Below are 17992 nucleotides of genomic sequence, written 5' to 3' on the forward strand. Positions count from 1 at the left end.
GGTGCGGGGGGTCAGATGGTGCAGTTGATGAGGACCGGCTCGGGGTGCAGGGTTACGCCGAAGCGGGAATGCACGCCGTCGCGGATCTCGCGGGCCAGCGCCACCAGCGCGGCCGCACTCGCCGTGCCGGAGCGGTTCGTCAGCGCCAGTGTGTGCTTGCTGGAGATGGCGACGCCCTCCGGGCCCGCGTACCCCTTGCCGAACCCGGCCTTGTCGATCAGCCACGCCGCGCTGACCTTCACCGTGCCGTCGGCGCCCGGCCAGTTCGGCGGCTGTCCCAGGTCGGCGGCGCGTTCCCGCACCTGCTCGAACACGTCGCCCGGCAGCACCGGGTTGGTGAAGAACGAGCCCACCGACCAGGTGTCCGGGTCGGCCGCGTCCAGCACCATGCCCTTGCCGGCGCGCAGCTTGCGCACCGTGGCGCGGGCGTCGGCGAGCGGCACCCGGTCGCCCACCTCGACGCCGAGCGCCCGGGCCAGTTCGGCGTAGCGGACCGGGCCGGACAGCGGGGACCGGGTGAGCCGGAAGTCGACGGTGAGCACCACCCAGCGGTCGCTGTACTTGAAGATGCTGCCCCGGTAGACGAATCCGCAGTCCGCCGCGGCGATCCGCGCCACTTCGCGGCGGGTCCGGTCGTACGCCTCGACGGCGACGATCGTCTCGGCGACCTCCTGGCCGTACGCGCCGACGTTCTGGATCGGGGTCGCGCCGGCCGACCCGGGGATGCCGGAGAGGCACTCCAGCCCGGACCAGCCGCGCTCGACGGTGGCGGCGACGAGGTCGTCCCACGGCTCGCCGGCTTCGACACGTACCGTGACGGTGTCGCCGTCCTCGGCGACGACCTGGAACCCCCGGGAGCGGACGAGCACGACGGTGCCGGGGAAGCCCTGATCGCCGATCACGACGTTGCTGCCGCCCGCCAGCACCAGTACCGCCTGCTCCCGGGCCTCCGCTTCCTGCACTTTTAGTACGATCTGGGCGGCGTCCCCGGCGATCTCCAGCCGCCCGGCGGGGCCACCGAGCCGGAGCGTGGTGTAGCGCGCCAGGGTGGCCGGATCGGTCGGGTCACCGGCAGTAGCCGGTTCGGCGTAGACGTCTGACACGCCTTTCACCCTAGGCTGAGGGGTAGCCGGAGCACCCACTGGTGGCCCGGTCACCCCCGGGAGGATGGCGATGAGCAGACTGCACCACACGAAGGACTTCTGGATCGGCGCGCTGCGCACGGAGGGCCCCGCCTTCGCCGCGGCGGTGGCGGAGGCGCCACCCGAGACACCCGTGCTGTCCTGTCCCGGCTGGACGGTGACCGATCTCGCTCATCACCTGACCCGCACGTACGCCTGGGCGGGCACCGTGCTGACCGCCGGCGTGCCGACCCGCCCGGAGCGGCACGACCCGGAGCCGCCCGCGGGCCTGACCGCGACGCAGTGGTACACGCAGGAGTACGAGCGGATCAGCGCGCTGCTGGAGTCGACGGACCCGGAGGCGCCGGCCTGGAACTTCGCGCCCCAGCCGAAGAAGGCGGCCTTCTGGCCGCGCCGGCTCGCGCACGAGACGGCCGTGCACCGCTGGGACGCCCAGCTCGCGATCGGTGCGGGTGATCCGATCGAGGCGAAGCTCGCGGCCGACGGGGTGAGCGAGGTGCTGGACACCTGGCTGCCGGCGGGACGGCGGGTGCATCCGGGGCAGTGGCGCGGCGTGGTGCAGCTGAACGCGACCGATGCCGCGCAGGAGTGGTACCTGCGGTTGCGGGGTGAGGGGGTCGCGCTGCTGGACACCGCCACGATCCTCGACCACGACGACCACCGTGCGCGGGCGCAGGTGGCCGGCACGGCGAGCGATCTGCTGCTGGCGCTGATGGGCCGGATCAGCTTCGACGCGCTGGACGTGGCGGGCGACCGTTCCCTGCTGGGCGGCCTGCGGGTCGGCTGACGAACGGCACCACGCGGAGAGGGGCGGCCATCGCCCCTCTCCTTCTTTTCGGACACCTCTGAGAGCGCTCTCTTGACAAGGTCCACGCCCCTCCCCCACGCTGTCGTGAGAGCGCTCTCTTAGTTCCGGAACCGCCTTCCACCACCCTTTTCGACGACCCGAGAGGTCAGGACAGCATGCTCACCTTCACGCGCCGCCGCCTGGCGGCGGTTGCAGTGGTCGCCGCCACCGCGCTGCTCGGCACCACCGCCTGCGGCGGCGGCGACGATGCCGCCGCCGACGGGCCGATAACGCTCACCGTCGACGTCTTCGGCCAGTTCGGTTACGCCGATCTCTACCAGGAGTACATGGCCAGCCACCCCGGCGTGAAGATCGTCGAGCGCGGCACCGGCGGCAACCTCGACGAGTACTCCCCGAAGCTCACCCAGTGGCTCGCCGCGGGCAAGGGCGCCGGTGACGTGGTCGCCATCGAGGAGGGCCTGCTCGTCGAGTACAAGGCCAACCCGCAGAACTTCGTCAACCTGCTCGACCACGGCGCGGCCGACCTGAAGGGCAACTTCCTCGACTGGAAGTGGAACCAGGGGCTCACCGCCGACGGCAAGCAGCTCATCGGCCTCGGCACGGACGTGGGCGGCATGGCGATGTGCTACCGCACCGACCTGTTCGCCAAGGCCGGCCTGCCCACCGACCGGGAGGCCGTGTCCAAGCTCTGGCCCACCTGGCAGGACTACATCAAGGTCGGCGAGCAGTTCACCGCGAAGAAGACCGGCGCCTCGTTCCTGGACGCGGCGACGAACACGTTCAACACGATCCTGCTCCAGACCGCCGGCAACAGCAGCGGCTACAGCTACTACGACACCGGCAACAACCTGGTCGTGGGCAGCAACCCGGCGGTGAAGCAGGCGTACGACACCACGATGGACATCATCGACTCGGGGCTGTCCGGCAAGTACGGCTCCTGGTCCGAGGAGTGGGTGTCGGCGTTCAAGCAGTCGAAGTTCGCCACCATCGCCTGCCCGGCCTGGATGACCGGCGTGATCGAGGGCAACGCGGGCGCCGGCGCCAAGGGCAAGTGGGACATCGCCCAGATCCCCGGCAACGGCGGCAACTGGGGCGGCTCGTTCCTCGCCGTGCCGAAGCAGAGCAAGCACCAGGCCGAGGCGATCGAGCTGGCCAAGTTCCTGACCAGCGCCAAGGGTCAGATCGGCGCGTTCAAGGCGAAGGGCCCCCTGCCCTCTTCGCCGCAGGCGCTGGAGGACCCGGCGATCATCGACTCGAAGAACGCCTACTTCTCCGAGGCACCGGTCGGGAAGATCTTCGCCGAGGGCGCCAAGAGCCTGAAGCCGGTCTACATGGGACCGAAGAACCAGGCCGTACGCACCGAGGTCGAGAACGCCGTCCGCTCGGTGGAGCTGGGCAAGCGCTCACCGGAGCAGGGCTGGACCGACGCGGTCGCCAACGCCGAGAAGGCCGCCGCCAAGTAACCCGAGCAGCGCGTGCGGGCGGCCACCCGGCCACGGGGGCCGCCCGCACGGCGGAAAGGAGTCCCGGGTCATGGCCGTCCAGCTCGACGCCCGCCCGCCGGTCGCACCGGCGCCCCGTCCCACCCGTCCCGGCCTGGGCAACCGGCTCAGCCGGATCGACACCAGGTACTCGCCGTACCTGTTCATCGCCCCGTTCTTCCTGCTGTTCGGCGTCTTCGGGGCGTACCCGCTGGCGTACACGTTCTGGGTCTCGCTGCACGACTGGGACCTGCTCGGCGCCGAGCACCCGTTCATCGGCTTCGACAACTACACCCAGCTGCTCGCCGACTCCGACTTCTGGCACTCGGTGGTCAACACGCTGGGCATCTTCGTGATCTCCACGGTCCCCCAGTTGCTCGCCGCGCTCTGGCTGGCCAACCTGCTGAACCGGCAGCTGCGCGCCCGTACCACCTGGCGGATGGCGGTGCTGATCCCGAACGTCACCTCGACCGCCGCCGTGGCGATCGTGTTCGCGGTGCTGTTCGGCCGCGAGTTCGGCATGATCAACTGGCTGCTCGACCACGTCGGGATCAGCGCGATCGACTGGAAGGCGAACCGGTTCGCCGCCTGGGTCGCCATCTCCACCATGGTCGACTGGCGCTGGACCGGCTACAACGCGCTGATCTTCCTGGCGGCCATGCAGGCCATCCCCCGCGACCTGTACGAGTCGGCGGCGATCGACGGCGCCGGCCGGGCCCGGCAGTTCTGGTCCATCACGGTGCCGCTGCTCAAGCCGACGATCATCTTCGCGGTCATCATCTCCACCATCGGCGGTCTCCAGCTCTTCACCGAGCCGCGGATGTTCAACTCCGGCACCAACGCGATCCGCGGCGGACCGCTGCGGGAGTCGCAGACGGTGACCATGTACATGTTCGAGAACGCCTTCGCGCCGCACTACAACTTCGGCTACGGCTCGGCGGTCGCCTGGCTGCTGTTCGCCCTGATCGCGGTGGTCGCGGCGATCAACGTCCTGCTCCTGCGCCGGCTCGGCGGCGGCTCCCGCAAGGAGGTCTCCCGATGACCCGCCTCTGGTCGGCAAGCCGGCTCACCTACCTGGCGCTGACGCTCTCGGCCGTCCTGTCGATCTTCCCGATCTACTGGATGTTCGTGGTGGCCAGCCGGACCAGCGACACGATGGGCCAGGTCCCGCCGCCGCTCACGCCCGGCGGCAACCTCGGCGCCAACATCGCCCGGCTGTTCGACAACACCGACGCGTACTTCCTGACCGGCCTGATCAATTCGGCCATCGTGGCCACCACCGTCACGATCTCGGTGGTGTTCTTCTCCACGTTGGCCGGGTTCGCGTTCGCCAAGCTGCGCTTCCGCGGGCGCAACGCGCTGCTGCTGGTCATCGTCGCCACCATGATGGTCCCCACCCAGCTCGGCGTGATCCCGCTCTACCTGCTGATGACGAAGCTGAACTGGAACGACCGGCTGCCCGCCGTGATCGTGCCGGCGCTGGTCACCGGCTTCGGCGTGTTCATGATGCGCCAGTACGCGGGCCAGGCGGTCAGCACCGAACTGATCGAGGCGGCCCGGATGGACGGCTGCAACACCGCGCGGATCTACTGGAACGTGGTGCTGCCCGCGCTGCGCCCGGCCGCCGCCGTCCTCGGCCTGCTCACGTTCATGACCACCTGGAACGACTTCCTGTGGCCGTACGCGGTGCTGAACGACCCGGAGAACCCGACGGTGCAGCTGTCGCTGCGGGCCCTCTCCGACGGGTACTACCAGGACATGTCGCAGGTGTTCACCGGCACGGCCATCGCCACGCTGCCGCTGCTGCTGGTGTTCGTCGTCTTCGGCCGCCAGATCATCGGCGGCATCATGGAAGGTGCGGTCAAGGCATGAGCAACGTCCGATTCCCGGAGGGCTTCGTCTGGGGCGGAGCCACCGCCGCGTACCAGATCGAGGGCGCCGCCCGCGACGACGGTCGCGGCCCGTCGATCTGGGACACCTTCAGCCGTACGCCCGGCGCGGTGTTCCAGGGACACACCGGCGACGTGGCCTGCGACCACTACCACCGGTACGCGCAGGACGTCGCGCTGATGGCCGAGCTGGGACTGCGGGCGTACCGGTTCTCGGTGTCCTGGCCCCGGGTGCGGCCGGACGGCACCGGGCCGGTCGAGCCGCGCGGCCTGGACTTCTACGACCGGCTGACCGACGCGCTGCTGGCCGCCGGCATCGACCCGATCGTCACGCTCTACCACTGGGACCTGCCGCAGGCGCTGGAGGACCGGGGCGGGTGGACAGTCCGGGAGACCGCCGAGCACTTCGCCGAGTACGCGCTCGCCGTGCACGGCCGCCTCGGCGACCGGGTCCGCACCTGGACCACGCTCAACGAACCGTGGTGCTCGGCCTACCTCGGGTACGGCTCCGGCGTGCACGCGCCGGGGCGCCGTGACTCCGGTGACGCGTTCCGGGCCGTACACCATCTGCTGCTCGGCCACGGCCTGGCGGCGGGGGCGTTGCGCGCGGCCGGCGTGGAGACGCTCGGCATCACGCTCAACCTGGCCGACGTGCAGCCGGCGGACGCGGGCAGCGCCGCCGACGCCGCGGCGGTCCGGCTGGTCGACGGCCTGCACAACCGGATCTTCCTGGACCCGCTCACCGGCGGCGGCTACCCGGCGGACGTGCTGGCCCACGTGAGCCGGATAGTCACGCCGGACTTCGTCAGGGACGGGGACGAGAAGCTGATCGCCGCGCCGCTGGACCTGCTCGGCCTGAACTACTACGCGCCCACCTACGTGGCCGGGCGGACCGACGGCGCGGGAGGCGGTGCGTACCCGGGCACCGCCGGGGCGGTCGAGTTCCTGCCGCCGGCCGGGCCGCTGACCGACATGGGCTGGTCGATCGAGCCGGCCGGGCTGACCCGGCTGCTCGAACGCGTGGCGGCCGACCACCCCGGGCTGCCGTTGATGATCACCGAGAACGGCGGGGCGTTCCCGGACACCGGCCTCGACGAGCGGGGCGAGGTGGCCGACGCCGACCGGGTCGCCTACCTCGACGGGCACCTGCGCGCCGCGCACGAAGCGATCGCCCGCGGCGTGGACCTGCGCGGTTATCTCGTATGGTCGGTGCTGGACAACTTCGAATGGGCCGAGGGTTACCGGAAGCGGTTCGGGATCGTCCACGTCGACTACCTGACCCAGCGGCGCACACCAAAGCACAGCGCCCGCTGGTACCAGGAGGTGATCGCCCGGAACGGGCTGTGACGAGGTGGTGGTTACGGGGATGACGACGGCACAGCGACCGACCCTGGAGGCGGTGGCCCGGCTGGCCGGCGTGTCCCGGGCCACCGTCTCCCGGGTGGTGAACGGCTCGACCACAGTCGCGGAGCCGATCCGGCAGGCGGTACGCCGGGCGGTCGAGGAACTCGGGTACGTCCCGAACCTCGCCGCCCGCAGCCTGGTCACCCAGCGGACCGACTCGGTCGCACTGGTGCTGCCCGAGGCGGCCACCCGGGTCTTCTCCGACGACCAGGTCTTCCCGGGCATCATCCGGGGCGCGGCGCAGGAGCTGGAGGCGGCGGACAAGCAGCTCGTCCTGATGCTCGCCGGTTCACCGGCCGGGCACGAACGGGTCGAGCGGTACACCACCGGCCGGCACGTCGACGGGGTGCTGTTCGCCTCGCTGCACGGCGAGGACCCGCTGCCCGGCCGGCTGGCCCGCCTCGGCATCCCGGTGGTGTGCAGCGGGCGGCCGCTCGACGGCGCCGACGTGCCGTACGTGGACGTCGACCACGAAGGCGGCGTGAGCACAGCCGTCCAGCACCTGATCGCGAACGGGCGGCGGCGGATCGCCACCATCGCCGGGCCGCAGGACATGGTCGCCGGGATCGAGCGGCTGATCGGCTACCGCAGCGCGATCACCGACGCCGGGCTGCCGGAGCTGGTCGCGTACGGCGACTTCACCCGGGAGTCCGGCACCGCCGCGATGCGCGAGCTGCTCGCCGCCGACCCGGAGCTGGACGCCGTGTTCGCCGCCTCCGACCTGATGGCGCACGCCGCGCTGCGCGCCCTGCGCGAGGAGGGGCGGCGGGTGCCCGAGGACGTGGCGGTGATCGGCTTCGACGACATCGAGACGGCCGCGTACACCGAGCCGCCGCTGACGACGGTGCGGCAGCCGATAGTGGAGCTGGGCCGGTCGATGACCCGGCAACTGCTGCGGATCGCCGCGGGCGAGGAGGTCGAGCAGGCGCTGGTGCTGCCGACCGAGCTGGTGCTGCGCGAGTCCGCCTGATCATCCGGTCGCGCTGGTTATCCGGTCGCGGTGCGGGCGGCGACGGGTCTAGGGTCCGCCGAATGAGTGGAGCCGAGATCCGTCCCGCCCGCCCCGACGACGCGCCCGCCGTGGTGGCGTTGCGCGCGCTCGTCTACCCCTACCTGGTGCGCGGCGTCGAGTCGACCCGCCGCATGATCGCCGACCCGCCGGCCGGCGAGGACTGGTCGGCCTGGGTCGCCGAGGCGGACGGGCAGGTGATCGGCTGGGTGTCGGCGTACCGCAACACGCAGACCTCGACGCCCGGCGTGGGCGAGATCGCCCTGCTGCACGTGCACCCCGAACACCGCGGCCGGGGCACCGGCACCACGCTGTTCGACGCCGCGTTCGGTCACCTGCGGGCGCTCGGGTCCACCCGGGTGCTCACCCACGCGCGTACCGAGTCGCTGCCGTTCGCGCAGCGGCACGGCTTCACACCCAGCCGGGAGGTGCGCTACTCGGCACTGGACCTGACCACCGCCCCGCCGATGCCGCAGGCGCCGCCGGGCGTACGGCTGGTGTCCGCCGCCGGGCTCGACCCGCGCCTGGTGCACCGGGTCGACGCCGAGGCGTCCCGGGACGAGCCGGGCGACGTGCCCACGGACTCGCTCGACTTCGACCTGTGGCGGCACGAGTGCTGGGACAACCCAGGGCTGGACCGGGAGGCCAGCACGCTCGCCGAGGTGGACGGCGAACTGGTCGCGCTGAGCCTGGTGAAGCGCGACGGCGACCGGATGTGGTCGGACTTCACCGGCACGCTGCCCGCGTACCGGGGGCGAGGGCTGGCCCGGCTGGCCAAGCAGGCCGCCCTGCACACCGCCGCCGCGCGCGGGGTACGCACCGCGTACACCTCGAACGACGAGGCGAACGCGCCGATGCTGGCGGTGAACAAGCGGCTCGGCTATCGGCCGGTGGACAGCCAGTGGTCGTGCCGGCGCAAACTCACGTGAGCCCGGCTGCCACCCGCACCGCGGTGCCGTACGTGTCCGCGCCGAACAGCACCAGCCGGGCCTCGGTGACGTGCGCCGGGGTGGCCGCGTGCAGCACTGTTAGCGCCTGCGCCACCGCGTCCTCGACCGGCCAGCCGTAGATCCCGGCGGAGATCAGCGGGAACGCGATCCGGGTCGCGCCCAGCCCGTCGGCGACCCGCAGGCTGTTGGCGTAGCAGTCGCGCAGCAGCGCCGAGCGGTCCTCGCGCGGCGAGAAGACCGGCCCGACCGTGTGCACCACCCAGCGGGCGGGCAGGTTACCGGCGGTGGTGGCGACGGCCTGGCCGGTGGGCAGCCCGCGCCCGTAGCGGGAGGCGCGCAGCGCCCGGCACTCCTCCAGGATCGCCGGGCCGCCGCGCCGGTGGATCGCGCCGTCCACTCCCCCGCCGCCGAGCAGCGACGAGTTCGCGGCGTTGACTATGGCGTCGACCTGTTGCGCGGTGATGTCCCCCTCGATCAGGACGGTGTCCATCTCAGCTCTCCTCGATCGGCTGGCCCAGCGACCGGCGGGCCAGCAGCGCGGCCCCGGCGACGGCGGCCGGCATGACCAGCACCGCGCCGAGCGGGATCAGGAAGCACAGGAAGACCGCCACCCCGAAACCGAGCGCCGTCGGGCGGTCGGTCCGCAGCCGCGCCCGCCGGTCCGGCAGCCGCATCCCCCGCCGGTAGAACGGCGCGCCGACCAGCTCCAGCGCCAGGAACCAGCCACCCACCAGGGCACCGACCACCGGGACCACCGTCTGCCCCACCACCGGGATGAAACCGGCCGCGAACAGGGGTACGCCGATCAGCGCGGACAGCGCCACCAGGCGCAGCGAGTCGGCGAGGCTGCGCCGAAGCGAGGACCAGAACGGCACGTCGACCGCGCCGGGGGTGCCGCCGAGCCGGTTCTCGACCCGCTCGGAGATCGCCTCGTAGAACGGGTCACCGATGACCAGCGTGACGGCGGTGAACGTGAGCACACCGACCAGCCCGGCGACCCCGACCACCGCCAGCCCGGCGGCGACCCGCAGCAGCCCGCGCCAGGGCGACGACCAGTCGTCGGCGAACGGGGTGAGCCAGCCCGCCAGGTCGTCCACGAACCAGAGCAGCGTGGCGAACAGGGCCACGTAGAGCGCGCCGGTGATCAGCGCCGGGATCACGCCGAGCAGCATCAGTTTGGGGCTGCGGACGTACATGCCGAAGCCGCGCAGCAGCAGTCCGGCGCCGCCGAGGAAGCGGGTGGCCGCGCCGGTGACCGGCGCGACGGTACGGGAGGCGTTCACGACGGCACAGCCTAATCTCCCGGTGCACCACAATGGGCCTGTGCGTGCGTCCCGGCTGATCTCGCTTGTGCTGCTGCTCCAGTCCCGGGAGACGATGACCGCCGCCGAGCTGGCCCGCGAGCTGGAGGTGTCCGAGCGGACCGTCTACCGGGACGTGCTGGCGCTCTCCGCCGCCGGTGTCCCGGTGTACGCGGACCGGGGCCGGGCCGGCGGCTACCGGCTGCTCGGCGGCTACCGGACCCGGTTGACCGGGTTGAGCCGGGACGAGGCCGAGGCGCTGTTCCTGGCCGGGCTGCCCGGACCGGCCGGGGACATGGGACTGGCCGACTCGGTGGCCGCCGCCGAGCTGAAGGTGCTCGCCGCGCTGCCGCCGAGCCTGCGGGACGCGCCCGCGCGTACCGGGCAGCGGTTCCACCTGGACGTGCCCGGCTGGTTCCGGGAGACCCCCGCGCCGCCGACGCTCGCCGAGCTGGCCCGGGCGGTCTGGCGGGACCTGATGGTGGAGCTGCGCTACCGGCGCGGGGACCGCGAGGTGACCCGCACGCTGGCGCCGTACGGGCTGGTGCTGAAGAACGGGATCTGGTACCTGGTCGGCCGGGTCGACGACGCCTGGCGGACGTACCGGGTGGACCGGGTGGTGGCGGTCGAGGTGGGCGCCGACGGCTTCGACCGGGACGAGGACTTCGACCTCGGGGCGTACTGGCGGGAGCAGGCGGGCGCGTTCCTGCGTGAGCTGCTGCGGGAGCGGGTCACCGTGCGGCTGAGCCCGGCCGGGCTGCGGATGTTGCGGCACCTGGTGGACGCGCCGTTCGTCCACACCGAGGCGGTGGACGCGGCCGGGCCGCCGGACGAGCAGGGCCGGCTGGTGCTGCGTCTGCCGGTCGAGTCGGTGGACGTCGCGTACACCCAGTTGCTGGCGCTCGGCCCGGAGGTGGAGGTGCTGGCGCCGCCGCAACTGCGGGCCCGCTTCGCCGAGGTGGCCCGCCGCGCGGCGGCGCTCTACACCGATCCGCCGTCGGGTCAGCGGTAGCCGTCGGGGTCGGCCGGCTTGCCCGGCTTGACCACCTCCTCGTAGTAGCGGGCCCAGTGCGGGCGGCTGCCGTCGACGTCGGTGAAGCCGTACACCTGGGCCAGGCCGCCGCTGTCGAGGGACTGCCCGTTCCAGCGGGCCCGGTCCGGGTCGGCGGCCAGGGCTGCCACCGCGCGCCCGACGAGCGCCGGCGTCTCCGACATGACGAAGTGCGGCTCGGTCTTCGCGGCGTCGCGCCAGGTCGCCTCGGTGACGCCGTAGTGTTCGAGCATCGCCTCCGAGCGCAGCCAGCCGGGCGTGAGCGAGACGGCGGTGCAGCCGTGCGGGGCCAGCTCGTGCGCCTGGCTGAAGCCGAGCCGGTTCACCGACACCTTCGCCAGGTCGTAGAAGACCGACAGGCGGTACTCGCTGTCGTTGTGCTCCTTGGTGCCGTCGCCGATCTCGACGACCAGGCCGCCCGGGTTGCGGATCAGCAGCGGTAACGCGAAGTGGCTGGTGATGATGTGCGTGTCGACCGCGAGCCGCAGCATGCGGAAACCGGCGTCGAGCGGCTGCTCCCAGACCGGCTTCTCCCAGGTGATCAGCGGATCGCCGCCCCAGACGTCGTTCACCAGCACGTCGAGGCGGCCCTGCTCGGCGTCGATCCGCTCGACCAGGCCGCGTACCTGCCCGGGGTCGAGGTGGTCGACAGCGACGGCGATCCCGGTGCCCCCGGCGGCGGTGACCAGCTCGGCGGTCTCCTCGATGGTCTCCGGCCGGTCCATCTCGGAGCGGCGCTCGCGGGTGGTGCGGCCGGTGGCGTAGACGGTGGCCCCGGCGGCGCCGAGCTGCACGGCGATCTGCCGGCCGGCGCCCCGGGTCGCGCCCGCGACGAGCGCGACAGTTCCGGTCAGTGGTGAGTTCATGGGATCACCGTGTCACCGATACCTGACAGCGGAAGTCCGGTTTTCCTCCAGACCCGGATGGGCGATCATCACCGGTATGCACCTGCTACTGTCCGGGATCGTCGGCTCGGTCGCGTACGGGCTGGCCGGACCCGGCTCGGACACCGACCGGATCGGCGTGTTCGCCGCGCCCACAGTCGCGTTCCACGGCCTGCGCCCGCCCCGCGAGTCGGTCGTGACCACCGAGCCGGACGTCACGCTGCACGAGGCGCGCAAGTACGCGCTGCTGGCGCTGAGCGGCAACCCGACCGCCACCGAGCTGATGTGGCTGCCCGACGACTGCTACGAGACCCGCACCGGGTTCGGCGAGGAGCTGATCGCCATCCGGTCGGCGTTCCTCAGCGCGCCGCGGGTCCGCGACGCGTACCTCGGGTACGCCTCGCAGCAGTTCCGCAAGCTCGCCAGCCGGAGCGCCGATGTCGGCGGGCGGCGACGCTCGGCGAAGCACGCCCGGCACCTGGCCCGGCTGCTGCACCAGGGCCGGACGCTGTACGCGACGGGCGTACTGGAGATCCGCCTCGCCGACCCGGAGTGGTTCCGCGCGTTCGGCGAGCGGGTCGCCGATGGCGCGCTGGACGAGGCGCAGGCCCTGGTGGCGACCGCCGAGGCGGAGTTCGACCGGACCCGCTCGCCGCTGCCGGAACGCCCGGACGAGGAGATCGTGGAACGCTGGCTGCTCGCCGTCCGGGCGGCCCACCTGCCGCGCTGAGCGGGGTCACTGCACGTCGAACTCGTTGCCCTCCGGGTCGGCCATCGTGGTGTGCTCGCTGCCCCGGTCGGCGACCTCGGCCAGCACCGTCGCGCCGAGTGCGGTCAGCCGCTCCACCTCGGCCGCCCGCCCCTCCGGGCCGACGTGCAGGTCGACGTGGAGGCGGTTCTTGACCCGCTTGGGCTCGGGAACGGCCTGGAACAGGAACCGCCGGCCCAGCCCGGTGCCGCTGGCCGGGTCGACCGGGTCGTCCGGGTGGCGTACCGCCGCCAGTTCGCGCCACGCCTTGCGGCCGTCCACCTCGACGTACGCCTCCGGCGGCACCGCACCGGCGGCGGCCAGCCGCTCGATCAGCACGCTGTTGTCCTCGACCTGGTAGCCGAGCGCCTCGGCCCAGAAGCGGGCCAGCCCGATCGGGTCGGCACAGTCGATGACGAGTTTCCACTCCCGGGCCATGTGTCCTCCGTGGTCGGTTGGTGTAACCAGTTATAGTGGTTACGTGACGAACGGCGCAAGCGGACTCACCCTGATCAGTCCCGAAGGCACCCGGTACCGCTTCGACCCGGGCGCGCTCTGCCTGGAACTGCTGACCACCGGCGGTCCGGGCGCGTTCGCCCGCTACGAGGTGCTGCACCGCCCGGACGACCTGGCGGGCTGGCTGGCCGCGTCCCGGCTGCGACTGGACCCCGCCGCCGTCATCGTCGACGCGGACGACCTGGCCGCCGCCCGTCGACTGCGCGACGCGCTCTGGCGGGTGGCGCAGGCGCGTACCCGCGACGAGACCCCACCGGCCGCGGACCTGGCGGTGGTGAACGACGCCGCGGCCGGGCTGCCGCTGATCCCGCAGGCCGGCCCCGACGGCGGCCGGTCCTGGCGTACGCCGCTGACCGGCGCGCAGGTGGTCGCGACGTTCGCCCGGGACGCGGTCGACCTGCTCACCGGCCCCTACGCGGCCCGGATCCGGGAGTGCGGCGCACACGACTGCCAACTGGTCTTCGTGGACACGTCGCGGCCGGGGCAGCGCCGCTGGTGCGCGATGGAACGCTGCGGCAACCGGCAGAAGGCACGCGCGCTGCGGTCCCGGCGCGCGCCCGGGTGACTCAGTCCGCCAGGCGCACGCGTACCCGGCGGTTGGCCCGGCCCTTGCTCTCCACCTTGACCACCTGGACCTTGCCGATCTGGGCGGTGGACGCGACGTGCGTGCCGCCGTCGGCCTGCACGTCCAGCCCCACGATGTCGACGATCCGCACCTCCTGCTCCTCCGGCGGGATCAGGTTCGACTGGGTACGGATGATGTCCGGCAGGGCGAGCGCCTCGGCGCGCGGCAGCACCCGTACGGCCACCGACCGGTCGGCGGCCACCTCGGCGTTCACCAGCTCCTCGATGCGGGCCTTGAAGTCCGGCGGCACCTCGGGGAGGTTGAAGTCCATCCGCGCCTCACCCGGCTCCATGTTGCCGCCGGTGACGAGCGCGCCGAAGTCGCGGAACACCACGCCGCAGAGCACGTGCAGCCCGGAGTGGGTACGCATCAGCATGGTCCGGCGGGCGTCCTCCACCGCGCCGACCACCTCGGTGCCGACCGGCGGCACCGGGTCGCCCTCGGGCGGGATCAGCCACAGGTCGTCGCCCTTGCGGGTGCCGACGATCCGGGTCTGTACTCCCTGCCAGAGCAGCACCCCGTGATCCGGCGGCTGCCCGCCGCCACCGGGGTAGAACGCGGACCGGTCCAGCACGATGCCCTGCTCGGGATCGGCCGCCAGCACCCGGCAGGTCCACTCGCGCAGGGTCGGGTCGGCGAGGTCGAGCCGGTGCGTACGGCCGTGGTGTGTGACGCCCATGGACGGCGACGTTACCCGTTCAGGAACTCCGAGACCCGCTCCCGCAGGTCGGCGCGCTCGGTCCAGAGCACGCCGGGCCGGTCGTACACGTGCAGTGTGGCGTTCGGGAGCGCGGCGGCGAGCCGTTCGGCGACGGCGACCGGGTGCAGGTCGTCCTCGGCGGCGGCGATGACCAGCGCCGGCGCGGTGACCGCGGCGAGCGACCCGGCGTCGTCGAGCGGGGCCTGGGCGGGCAGGTCGGCCAGCCCCGGCGCGAGCCCGTCGCGCAGCAGCTGGTCGAGCCGCTGCCGCAGGTACGCCCAGCCGGCCGGGGTGTTGCGCACCGACGGCGGCAGCTCCAGCGACACCGCGTCGGCCAGCGCCGACGCGTCGCCCTCGGCCACCGCGTCGAGCAGGCCGGTGAGCCGGGCGCGCGCCGCCTCGCCGCGCGGCGTGTCCAGCACGGCGGGCAGGAAGAAGACGAGTTTCTCGAAGCGTTCCGGGCTCTCCGCGAGCAGCCGGCAGAGCGCGCCCGCGCCGAGGCTGGCGCCGAACGCCCGGGTCGCGCCGCTCAGGTCCGCCATCGCGCGCAGGTCACGGGCGAGGTCCAGGTAGCTCCACGGCCCGGGCGGGGAGTCGGAGCGGCCGTGCCCGCGGAACTGGAAGAAGACGCGCCGCCCGGTGACGCCGCTGCCGAACGGGCGGGTGGTGGCGATGCCGCTCCCGAGCCCGTGCGCGAACACGGTGACCGGGTCACCGGTGCCGGTGACCAGCCGTTCCAGGCTCACCCCGTGCGGGGTGGCGACCAGCTCCGTCTCCGGCTCGGGCAACGCGGGACGCCCGGTGCGGGGCGCGCCGGGGCCGGGCCCCCAGGTGCGGGGACCGCCGTCCGGTGGCGGAGGCCAGCGGAAACCTCTCACCAGGACCCTCGGCCGTCGTGCAGGTCCCGCAGGCCGGGCCGCACGTCGAGCAGGTAGATGAGACCGGCCGCGATGCCGATCAGTCCGAACAGGCTGATCGGGCCGAAGCCGAGCAGGGTCAGCAGCAGGCAGACCGCCAGGATGGCGACCCAGCCGCCCTTGGGCAGCGTGCCGAGCGCGGCGAAACCGTCGCCGCGCTGGGTGACCGCGTGCACCAGCGCCACTCCCTGTACGACCAGGGCGAAGACGAGCAGGATCAGCTGGATCACGTCTTGGACTGCGAACGCGAAGATCGGCGCGGCGATGGCCATGGGGGCAAGCTTATGCCGAGACCCCGGAAACGTCCGACAAGACGTTGTCCGGGGTCCCGGTGGAGCTTCGGGTCACTCGGCGGCCGGGCGGGTCCGCTTCGTGGTCTTCGGCAGCTTCGCCGACGGGGTGGCCGGCTTGGCGGCGGCCGTCTTCGTGGCGGCCTTGGTGGCGGTCGCCTTGGTGGCGCGGGTCCGCTTCACCGCGGCCGGCTTGGCGGCCACCGCCTCGGCCACCTCGGCCGGGGTGGGCACCTCGGTCGTCGCGGCGGCGGTCTCCGGCTTCGGGGCCACCTCGGACTTCGGGGCGGTGTCGGCCTTCGGGGTCACGTCGGTGCCGGTGGCCTCGGTGGCCTCGATGTCGGCGTTCACCGTGTCGGCTGCCTCCAGCACGCCGGCGCCGACCACGCGCTCACCGCGGGCGACCAGCTCGGCGTACGCGGCCAGCGCGCGCTCCTGCGCGGCGTACGCGCCGGCCACCACGACGGCGGCGTTGCGGGTGGCGGCCTCGCGGAGCCTGTCCAGGTTCGCGGCGTCCCGGAGCTTGTCCAGGTTCGCGGCCTCGCGCAGCTTCTCCAGGTTGGCGGCCTCGCGGAGCTGGTCGAGGTCGGTGGCGACGGCCCGCTCGCGCAGCCCGGTGGCGGTCTGGTTGGCGGTCTTCAGCGTCTCGGTGGCCTTCTGGCGCAGCTCGAAGCCGGTGACGACGGCCTTGCCGCCGAGGTCGGTCACCACGGTCGGCAGCTTGCGCAGCTGCTCCAGGGCCAGCTCACCGGCGCCGGCGGCGGCGTAGAGGGGTGCGGGGATGCGGTTGGTCTTCGGCTGGGTGGTCATGACTGCTCCTCCTCGGCCGCACCGGCGGCCTTCCGGGCCGCCCGGCGGGCGGCCGTCTGCTCAGGGGCGGCGGTGGTCGGGGCGGGCGCGCCGCCCGCTTCGGTGACGGCTACGGATTCGAGGACCGCCTCGGTCGGGGTGCCGTCCGGCGTCACCGGACCGGTGGCGGCCGGCGCGACGGTGGCCGGGGCCTCCGGAGCGGTGGCCGTCTCGGCCGTGGTGGCCGCTTCCGTCGTGGTGGCGGCCTCGGTCGCCTCGGCCAGGCGGGCGTTCTCGCGCCGGAACGTCTCGTAGATCTGGGTGAGCGACTGCTTCTGGGCCATGGTCAGCTCGGGGTCGACGGCGATCGCCGCGAGCACGCCCTGACCCTCCTTGTCGTCCAGCAGCCCGGCACGCAGGTACATCGCCGGGGTGGAGACGCGCAGCGCGCTGGCGAGCTGCTGGAGCACCTCGGCGCTCGGCTTGCGCAGCCCGCGCTCGATCTGGCTCAGGTAGGGATTGCTGACGCCCGCCTGCTCGGCGAGCTGGCGCAGTGAGATCTTCGCGTTGCGCCGCAGGTCGCGAATGAACCCGCCGACATCGGGAAGGTCCTTGCTGGTGGCCATGGCTCAACGCTAGCTCGGGCCGCTAACTCCTGCAAGCAAAACGCTAGCCAGAGTTAGCAGGGTCACTGAAGGTGGGTTGCGGAGCCCATGTCCGGTCCGTACCGTTCTCCCCCGTGACCAAGATCGATATCAACGGCGCCCAGCTCGCGTACGACGAGAGCGGCACCGGAACCGCCGTGGTGTTGCTGCACGCCGGCATCGCCGACCGGCGGATGTGGCGCGGGCAGATCCCGGCACTCGCGCAGCGACACCGGGTGATCGCGCTGGACCTGCGCGGCTACGGCGACTCGGAGCTGCCGCCCGCGCCGTTCGCCCACCACGACGACGTGATCGGGCTGCTCGACGCGCTGGGCATCGAGCGGGCCGCGCTCGTCGGCTGCTCGTTCGGCGGCCGGGTCGCCGTGGACACCGCGCTCGCCCACCCGGAGCGGGTCTCGGCGCTGGCGCTGTTCGGCGCGCCCGTCTCCGGCAACGAGTGGTCCGAGGAGACCGAGCAGCTCTGGGACGAGCTGGTCGGTGACGTGGACCCGGAGGACTTCGCCGCCACCGCCGCCGGCGAGGTGCGGTTCTGGGTGGTCGGCCCGACCCGCCGCCCGGAGGACGTCGACCCGGAGCTGATCCGGTTCGCCGAGGAGATGGACCGCCGGGCGCTCGCCGCCGAGCAGGCGCTGAGCGCGATCGAGGTGGGTGAGCTGGACCCGCCGGCGATCGACCGGCTGGGCGAGCTGCGCGTACCGGTGCTCGTCGGCACCGGCGCCGACGACCTGGCCGACATCCGCCGCCTGGCCGACCGCATCGCCGACGAAGCCCCTAACGGCGTACGCCTCCCCGACGTCCCCGATGCGGCCCACCTGCTCCCCCT

21 protein-coding genes are annotated in these 17992 nt (G+C 72.9%); 11 read left to right on the top strand and 10 right to left on the bottom strand.

Annotation, left to right across the window (positions count from 1 at the left end; all coding sequences use genetic code 11):
- Positions 1-11 precede the first annotated feature (11 nt).
- Positions 12-1103, bottom strand: a complete 1092-nt coding sequence (locus EAD96_RS03940; protein WP_121683306.1) for a UDP-N-acetylmuramate dehydrogenase — start codon at positions 1101-1103, stop codon at positions 12-14.
- A 70-nt stretch (positions 1104-1173) separates the two neighbouring features.
- Here EAD96_RS03940 and EAD96_RS03945 point away from each other — a divergent pair, with 70 nt between their 5' ends.
- From EAD96_RS03945 to EAD96_RS03975, 7 genes are all read left to right on the top strand, one after another.
- Positions 1174-1929, top strand: a complete 756-nt coding sequence (locus EAD96_RS03945; RefSeq protein ID WP_121683307.1) for a maleylpyruvate isomerase family mycothiol-dependent enzyme — start codon at positions 1174-1176, stop codon at positions 1927-1929.
- 176 nt (positions 1930-2105) lie between these two features.
- Complete coding sequence (locus EAD96_RS03950) at positions 2106-3413, top strand: ABC transporter substrate-binding protein (RefSeq protein ID WP_121683308.1); 1308 nt, start codon at positions 2106-2108, stop codon at positions 3411-3413.
- 70 nt (positions 3414-3483) lie between these two features.
- Positions 3484-4473, top strand: coding sequence for a carbohydrate ABC transporter permease (locus EAD96_RS03955; protein ID WP_121683309.1), 990 nt, complete (start codon positions 3484-3486; stop codon positions 4471-4473).
- Positions 4470-5303 carry a carbohydrate ABC transporter permease gene (locus EAD96_RS03960; protein ID WP_121683310.1) on the top strand — a complete coding sequence of 278 codons (834 nt, stop codon included), beginning with the start codon at positions 4470-4472 and terminating at the stop codon, positions 5301-5303. Before EAD96_RS03955 ends, EAD96_RS03960 begins: the two co-directional genes overlap by 4 nt.
- The gene (locus EAD96_RS03965; RefSeq protein WP_121683311.1) at positions 5300-6667 is read left to right on the top strand and encodes a GH1 family beta-glucosidase; all 1368 of its coding nucleotides are present in this window, start codon (positions 5300-5302) and stop codon (positions 6665-6667) included. The genes EAD96_RS03960 and EAD96_RS03965 overlap by 4 nt, the downstream gene beginning before the upstream one ends.
- A gap of 19 nt (positions 6668-6686) precedes the next feature.
- The gene (locus EAD96_RS03970) at positions 6687-7694 is read left to right on the top strand and encodes a LacI family DNA-binding transcriptional regulator (protein WP_121683312.1); all 1008 of its coding nucleotides are present in this window, start codon (positions 6687-6689) and stop codon (positions 7692-7694) included.
- A 62-nt stretch (positions 7695-7756) separates the two neighbouring features.
- On the top strand, positions 7757-8662 hold the full coding sequence (locus EAD96_RS03975; RefSeq protein ID WP_120572937.1) for a GNAT family N-acetyltransferase: 906 nt from the start codon (positions 7757-7759) through the stop codon (positions 8660-8662).
- On the opposite strand, the gene EAD96_RS03980 is transcribed toward EAD96_RS03975, so the two are convergent.
- Both EAD96_RS03980 and EAD96_RS03985 read right to left on the bottom strand, forming a co-directional pair.
- On the bottom strand, positions 8655-9173 hold the full coding sequence (locus tag EAD96_RS03980) for an O-acetyl-ADP-ribose deacetylase (RefSeq protein ID WP_120572936.1): 519 nt from the start codon (positions 9171-9173) through the stop codon (positions 8655-8657). The genes EAD96_RS03975 and EAD96_RS03980 overlap by 8 nt on opposite strands.
- A 1-nt stretch (position 9174) precedes the next feature.
- The gene (locus tag EAD96_RS03985) at positions 9175-9966 is read right to left on the bottom strand and encodes an EI24 domain-containing protein (protein WP_121683313.1); all 792 of its coding nucleotides are present in this window, start codon (positions 9964-9966) and stop codon (positions 9175-9177) included.
- A 40-nt stretch (positions 9967-10006) separates the two neighbouring features.
- Here EAD96_RS03985 and EAD96_RS03990 point away from each other — a divergent pair, with 40 nt between their 5' ends.
- A complete protein-coding gene (locus tag EAD96_RS03990) occupies positions 10007-10996 on the top strand; it encodes a YafY family protein (RefSeq protein WP_121683314.1) in 990 nt (329 codons plus the stop codon).
- On the opposite strand, the gene EAD96_RS03995 is transcribed toward EAD96_RS03990, so the two are convergent.
- Positions 10987-11901, bottom strand: a complete 915-nt coding sequence (locus EAD96_RS03995; RefSeq protein ID WP_121683315.1) for an SDR family oxidoreductase — start codon at positions 11899-11901, stop codon at positions 10987-10989. The genes EAD96_RS03990 and EAD96_RS03995 overlap by 10 nt on opposite strands.
- A gap of 76 nt (positions 11902-11977) precedes the next feature.
- Here EAD96_RS03995 and EAD96_RS04000 point away from each other — a divergent pair, with 76 nt between their 5' ends.
- On the top strand, positions 11978-12649 hold the full coding sequence (locus EAD96_RS04000) for a nucleotidyltransferase domain-containing protein (RefSeq protein ID WP_120572932.1): 672 nt from the start codon (positions 11978-11980) through the stop codon (positions 12647-12649).
- Between the two features lie 6 nt (positions 12650-12655).
- Here the strand turns inward: EAD96_RS04000 and EAD96_RS04005 are convergent, their stop codons facing one another.
- Positions 12656-13105, bottom strand: coding sequence for a VOC family protein (locus tag EAD96_RS04005; protein ID WP_121683316.1), 450 nt, complete (start codon positions 13103-13105; stop codon positions 12656-12658).
- Between the two features lie 43 nt (positions 13106-13148).
- Here EAD96_RS04005 and EAD96_RS04010 point away from each other — a divergent pair, with 43 nt between their 5' ends.
- The gene (locus EAD96_RS04010) at positions 13149-13748 is read left to right on the top strand and encodes an ABATE domain-containing protein (RefSeq protein ID WP_121683317.1); all 600 of its coding nucleotides are present in this window, start codon (positions 13149-13151) and stop codon (positions 13746-13748) included.
- Between the two features lies 1 nt (position 13749).
- On the opposite strand, the gene EAD96_RS04015 is transcribed toward EAD96_RS04010, so the two are convergent.
- From EAD96_RS04015 to EAD96_RS04035, 5 genes are all read right to left on the bottom strand, one after another.
- Positions 13750-14487, bottom strand: coding sequence for an alanyl-tRNA editing protein (locus tag EAD96_RS04015; protein ID WP_013475120.1), 738 nt, complete (start codon positions 14485-14487; stop codon positions 13750-13752).
- Positions 14488-14498: 11 nt separating this feature from the next.
- Positions 14499-15386 carry an alpha/beta fold hydrolase gene (locus EAD96_RS04020; protein WP_013475119.1) on the bottom strand — a complete coding sequence of 296 codons (888 nt, stop codon included), beginning with the start codon at positions 15384-15386 and terminating at the stop codon, positions 14499-14501.
- Positions 15383-15697, bottom strand: coding sequence for a DUF2516 family protein (locus tag EAD96_RS04025; RefSeq protein WP_013288803.1), 315 nt, complete (start codon positions 15695-15697; stop codon positions 15383-15385). The genes EAD96_RS04020 and EAD96_RS04025 overlap by 4 nt, the downstream gene beginning before the upstream one ends.
- 72 nt (positions 15698-15769) lie before the next feature.
- Positions 15770-16525 (bottom strand): hypothetical protein, encoded by a 756-nt coding sequence (locus EAD96_RS04030; protein ID WP_121683318.1) that lies wholly within the window; start codon positions 16523-16525, stop codon positions 15770-15772.
- Positions 16522-17130: a helix-turn-helix domain-containing protein gene (locus EAD96_RS04035; RefSeq protein WP_120572928.1), complete on the bottom strand. Its 609-nt coding sequence runs from the start codon at positions 17128-17130 to the stop codon at positions 16522-16524. The genes EAD96_RS04030 and EAD96_RS04035 overlap by 4 nt, the downstream gene beginning before the upstream one ends.
- A 113-nt stretch (positions 17131-17243) precedes the next feature.
- Here EAD96_RS04035 and EAD96_RS04040 point away from each other — a divergent pair.
- On the top strand, positions 17244-17992 hold a 749-nt coding region (locus EAD96_RS04040; RefSeq protein ID WP_233585418.1), incomplete at its 3' end, for an alpha/beta fold hydrolase.

Source organism: Micromonospora sp. BL1, from assembly GCF_003667485.1.
In the GTDB taxonomy this organism is placed as follows: domain Bacteria; phylum Actinomycetota; class Actinomycetes; order Mycobacteriales; family Micromonosporaceae; genus Micromonospora; species Micromonospora tulbaghiae.

What these genes read in the sequence shown, in the direction of transcription:
- EAD96_RS03945 (WP_121683307.1), top strand. Translation starts at nt 1,174, where the DNA reads ATGAGCAGACTGCACCACACGAAGGACTTCTGGATCGGCGCGCTGCGC.
- EAD96_RS03950 (WP_121683308.1), top strand. Translation starts at nt 2,106, where the DNA reads ATGCTCACCTTCACGCGCCGCCGCCTGGCGGCGGTTGCAGTGGTCGCC.
- EAD96_RS03955 (WP_121683309.1), top strand. Translation starts at nt 3,484, where the DNA reads ATGGCCGTCCAGCTCGACGCCCGCCCGCCGGTCGCACCGGCGCCCCGT.
- EAD96_RS03960 (WP_121683310.1), top strand. Translation starts at nt 4,470, where the DNA reads ATGACCCGCCTCTGGTCGGCAAGCCGGCTCACCTACCTGGCGCTGACG.
- EAD96_RS03965 (WP_121683311.1), top strand. Translation starts at nt 5,300, where the DNA reads ATGAGCAACGTCCGATTCCCGGAGGGCTTCGTCTGGGGCGGAGCCACC.
- EAD96_RS03970 (WP_121683312.1), top strand. Translation starts at nt 6,687, where the DNA reads ATGACGACGGCACAGCGACCGACCCTGGAGGCGGTGGCCCGGCTGGCC.
- EAD96_RS03975 (WP_120572937.1), top strand. Translation starts at nt 7,757, where the DNA reads ATGAGTGGAGCCGAGATCCGTCCCGCCCGCCCCGACGACGCGCCCGCC.
- EAD96_RS03980 (WP_120572936.1), bottom strand. Translation starts at nt 9,173, where the DNA reads ATGGACACCGTCCTGATCGAGGGGGACATCACCGCGCAACAGGTCGAC.
- EAD96_RS03995 (WP_121683315.1), bottom strand. Translation starts at nt 11,901, where the DNA reads ATGAACTCACCACTGACCGGAACTGTCGCGCTCGTCGCGGGCGCGACC.
- EAD96_RS04000 (WP_120572932.1), top strand. Translation starts at nt 11,978, where the DNA reads ATGCACCTGCTACTGTCCGGGATCGTCGGCTCGGTCGCGTACGGGCTG.
- EAD96_RS04005 (WP_121683316.1), bottom strand. Translation starts at nt 13,105, where the DNA reads ATGGCCCGGGAGTGGAAACTCGTCATCGACTGTGCCGACCCGATCGGG.
- EAD96_RS04015 (WP_013475120.1), bottom strand. Translation starts at nt 14,487, where the DNA reads ATGGGCGTCACACACCACGGCCGTACGCACCGGCTCGACCTCGCCGAC.
- EAD96_RS04025 (WP_013288803.1), bottom strand. Translation starts at nt 15,697, where the DNA reads ATGGCCATCGCCGCGCCGATCTTCGCGTTCGCAGTCCAAGACGTGATC.
- EAD96_RS04030 (WP_121683318.1), bottom strand. Translation starts at nt 16,525, where the DNA reads ATGACCACCCAGCCGAAGACCAACCGCATCCCCGCACCCCTCTACGCC.
- EAD96_RS04035 (WP_120572928.1), bottom strand. Translation starts at nt 17,130, where the DNA reads ATGGCCACCAGCAAGGACCTTCCCGATGTCGGCGGGTTCATTCGCGAC.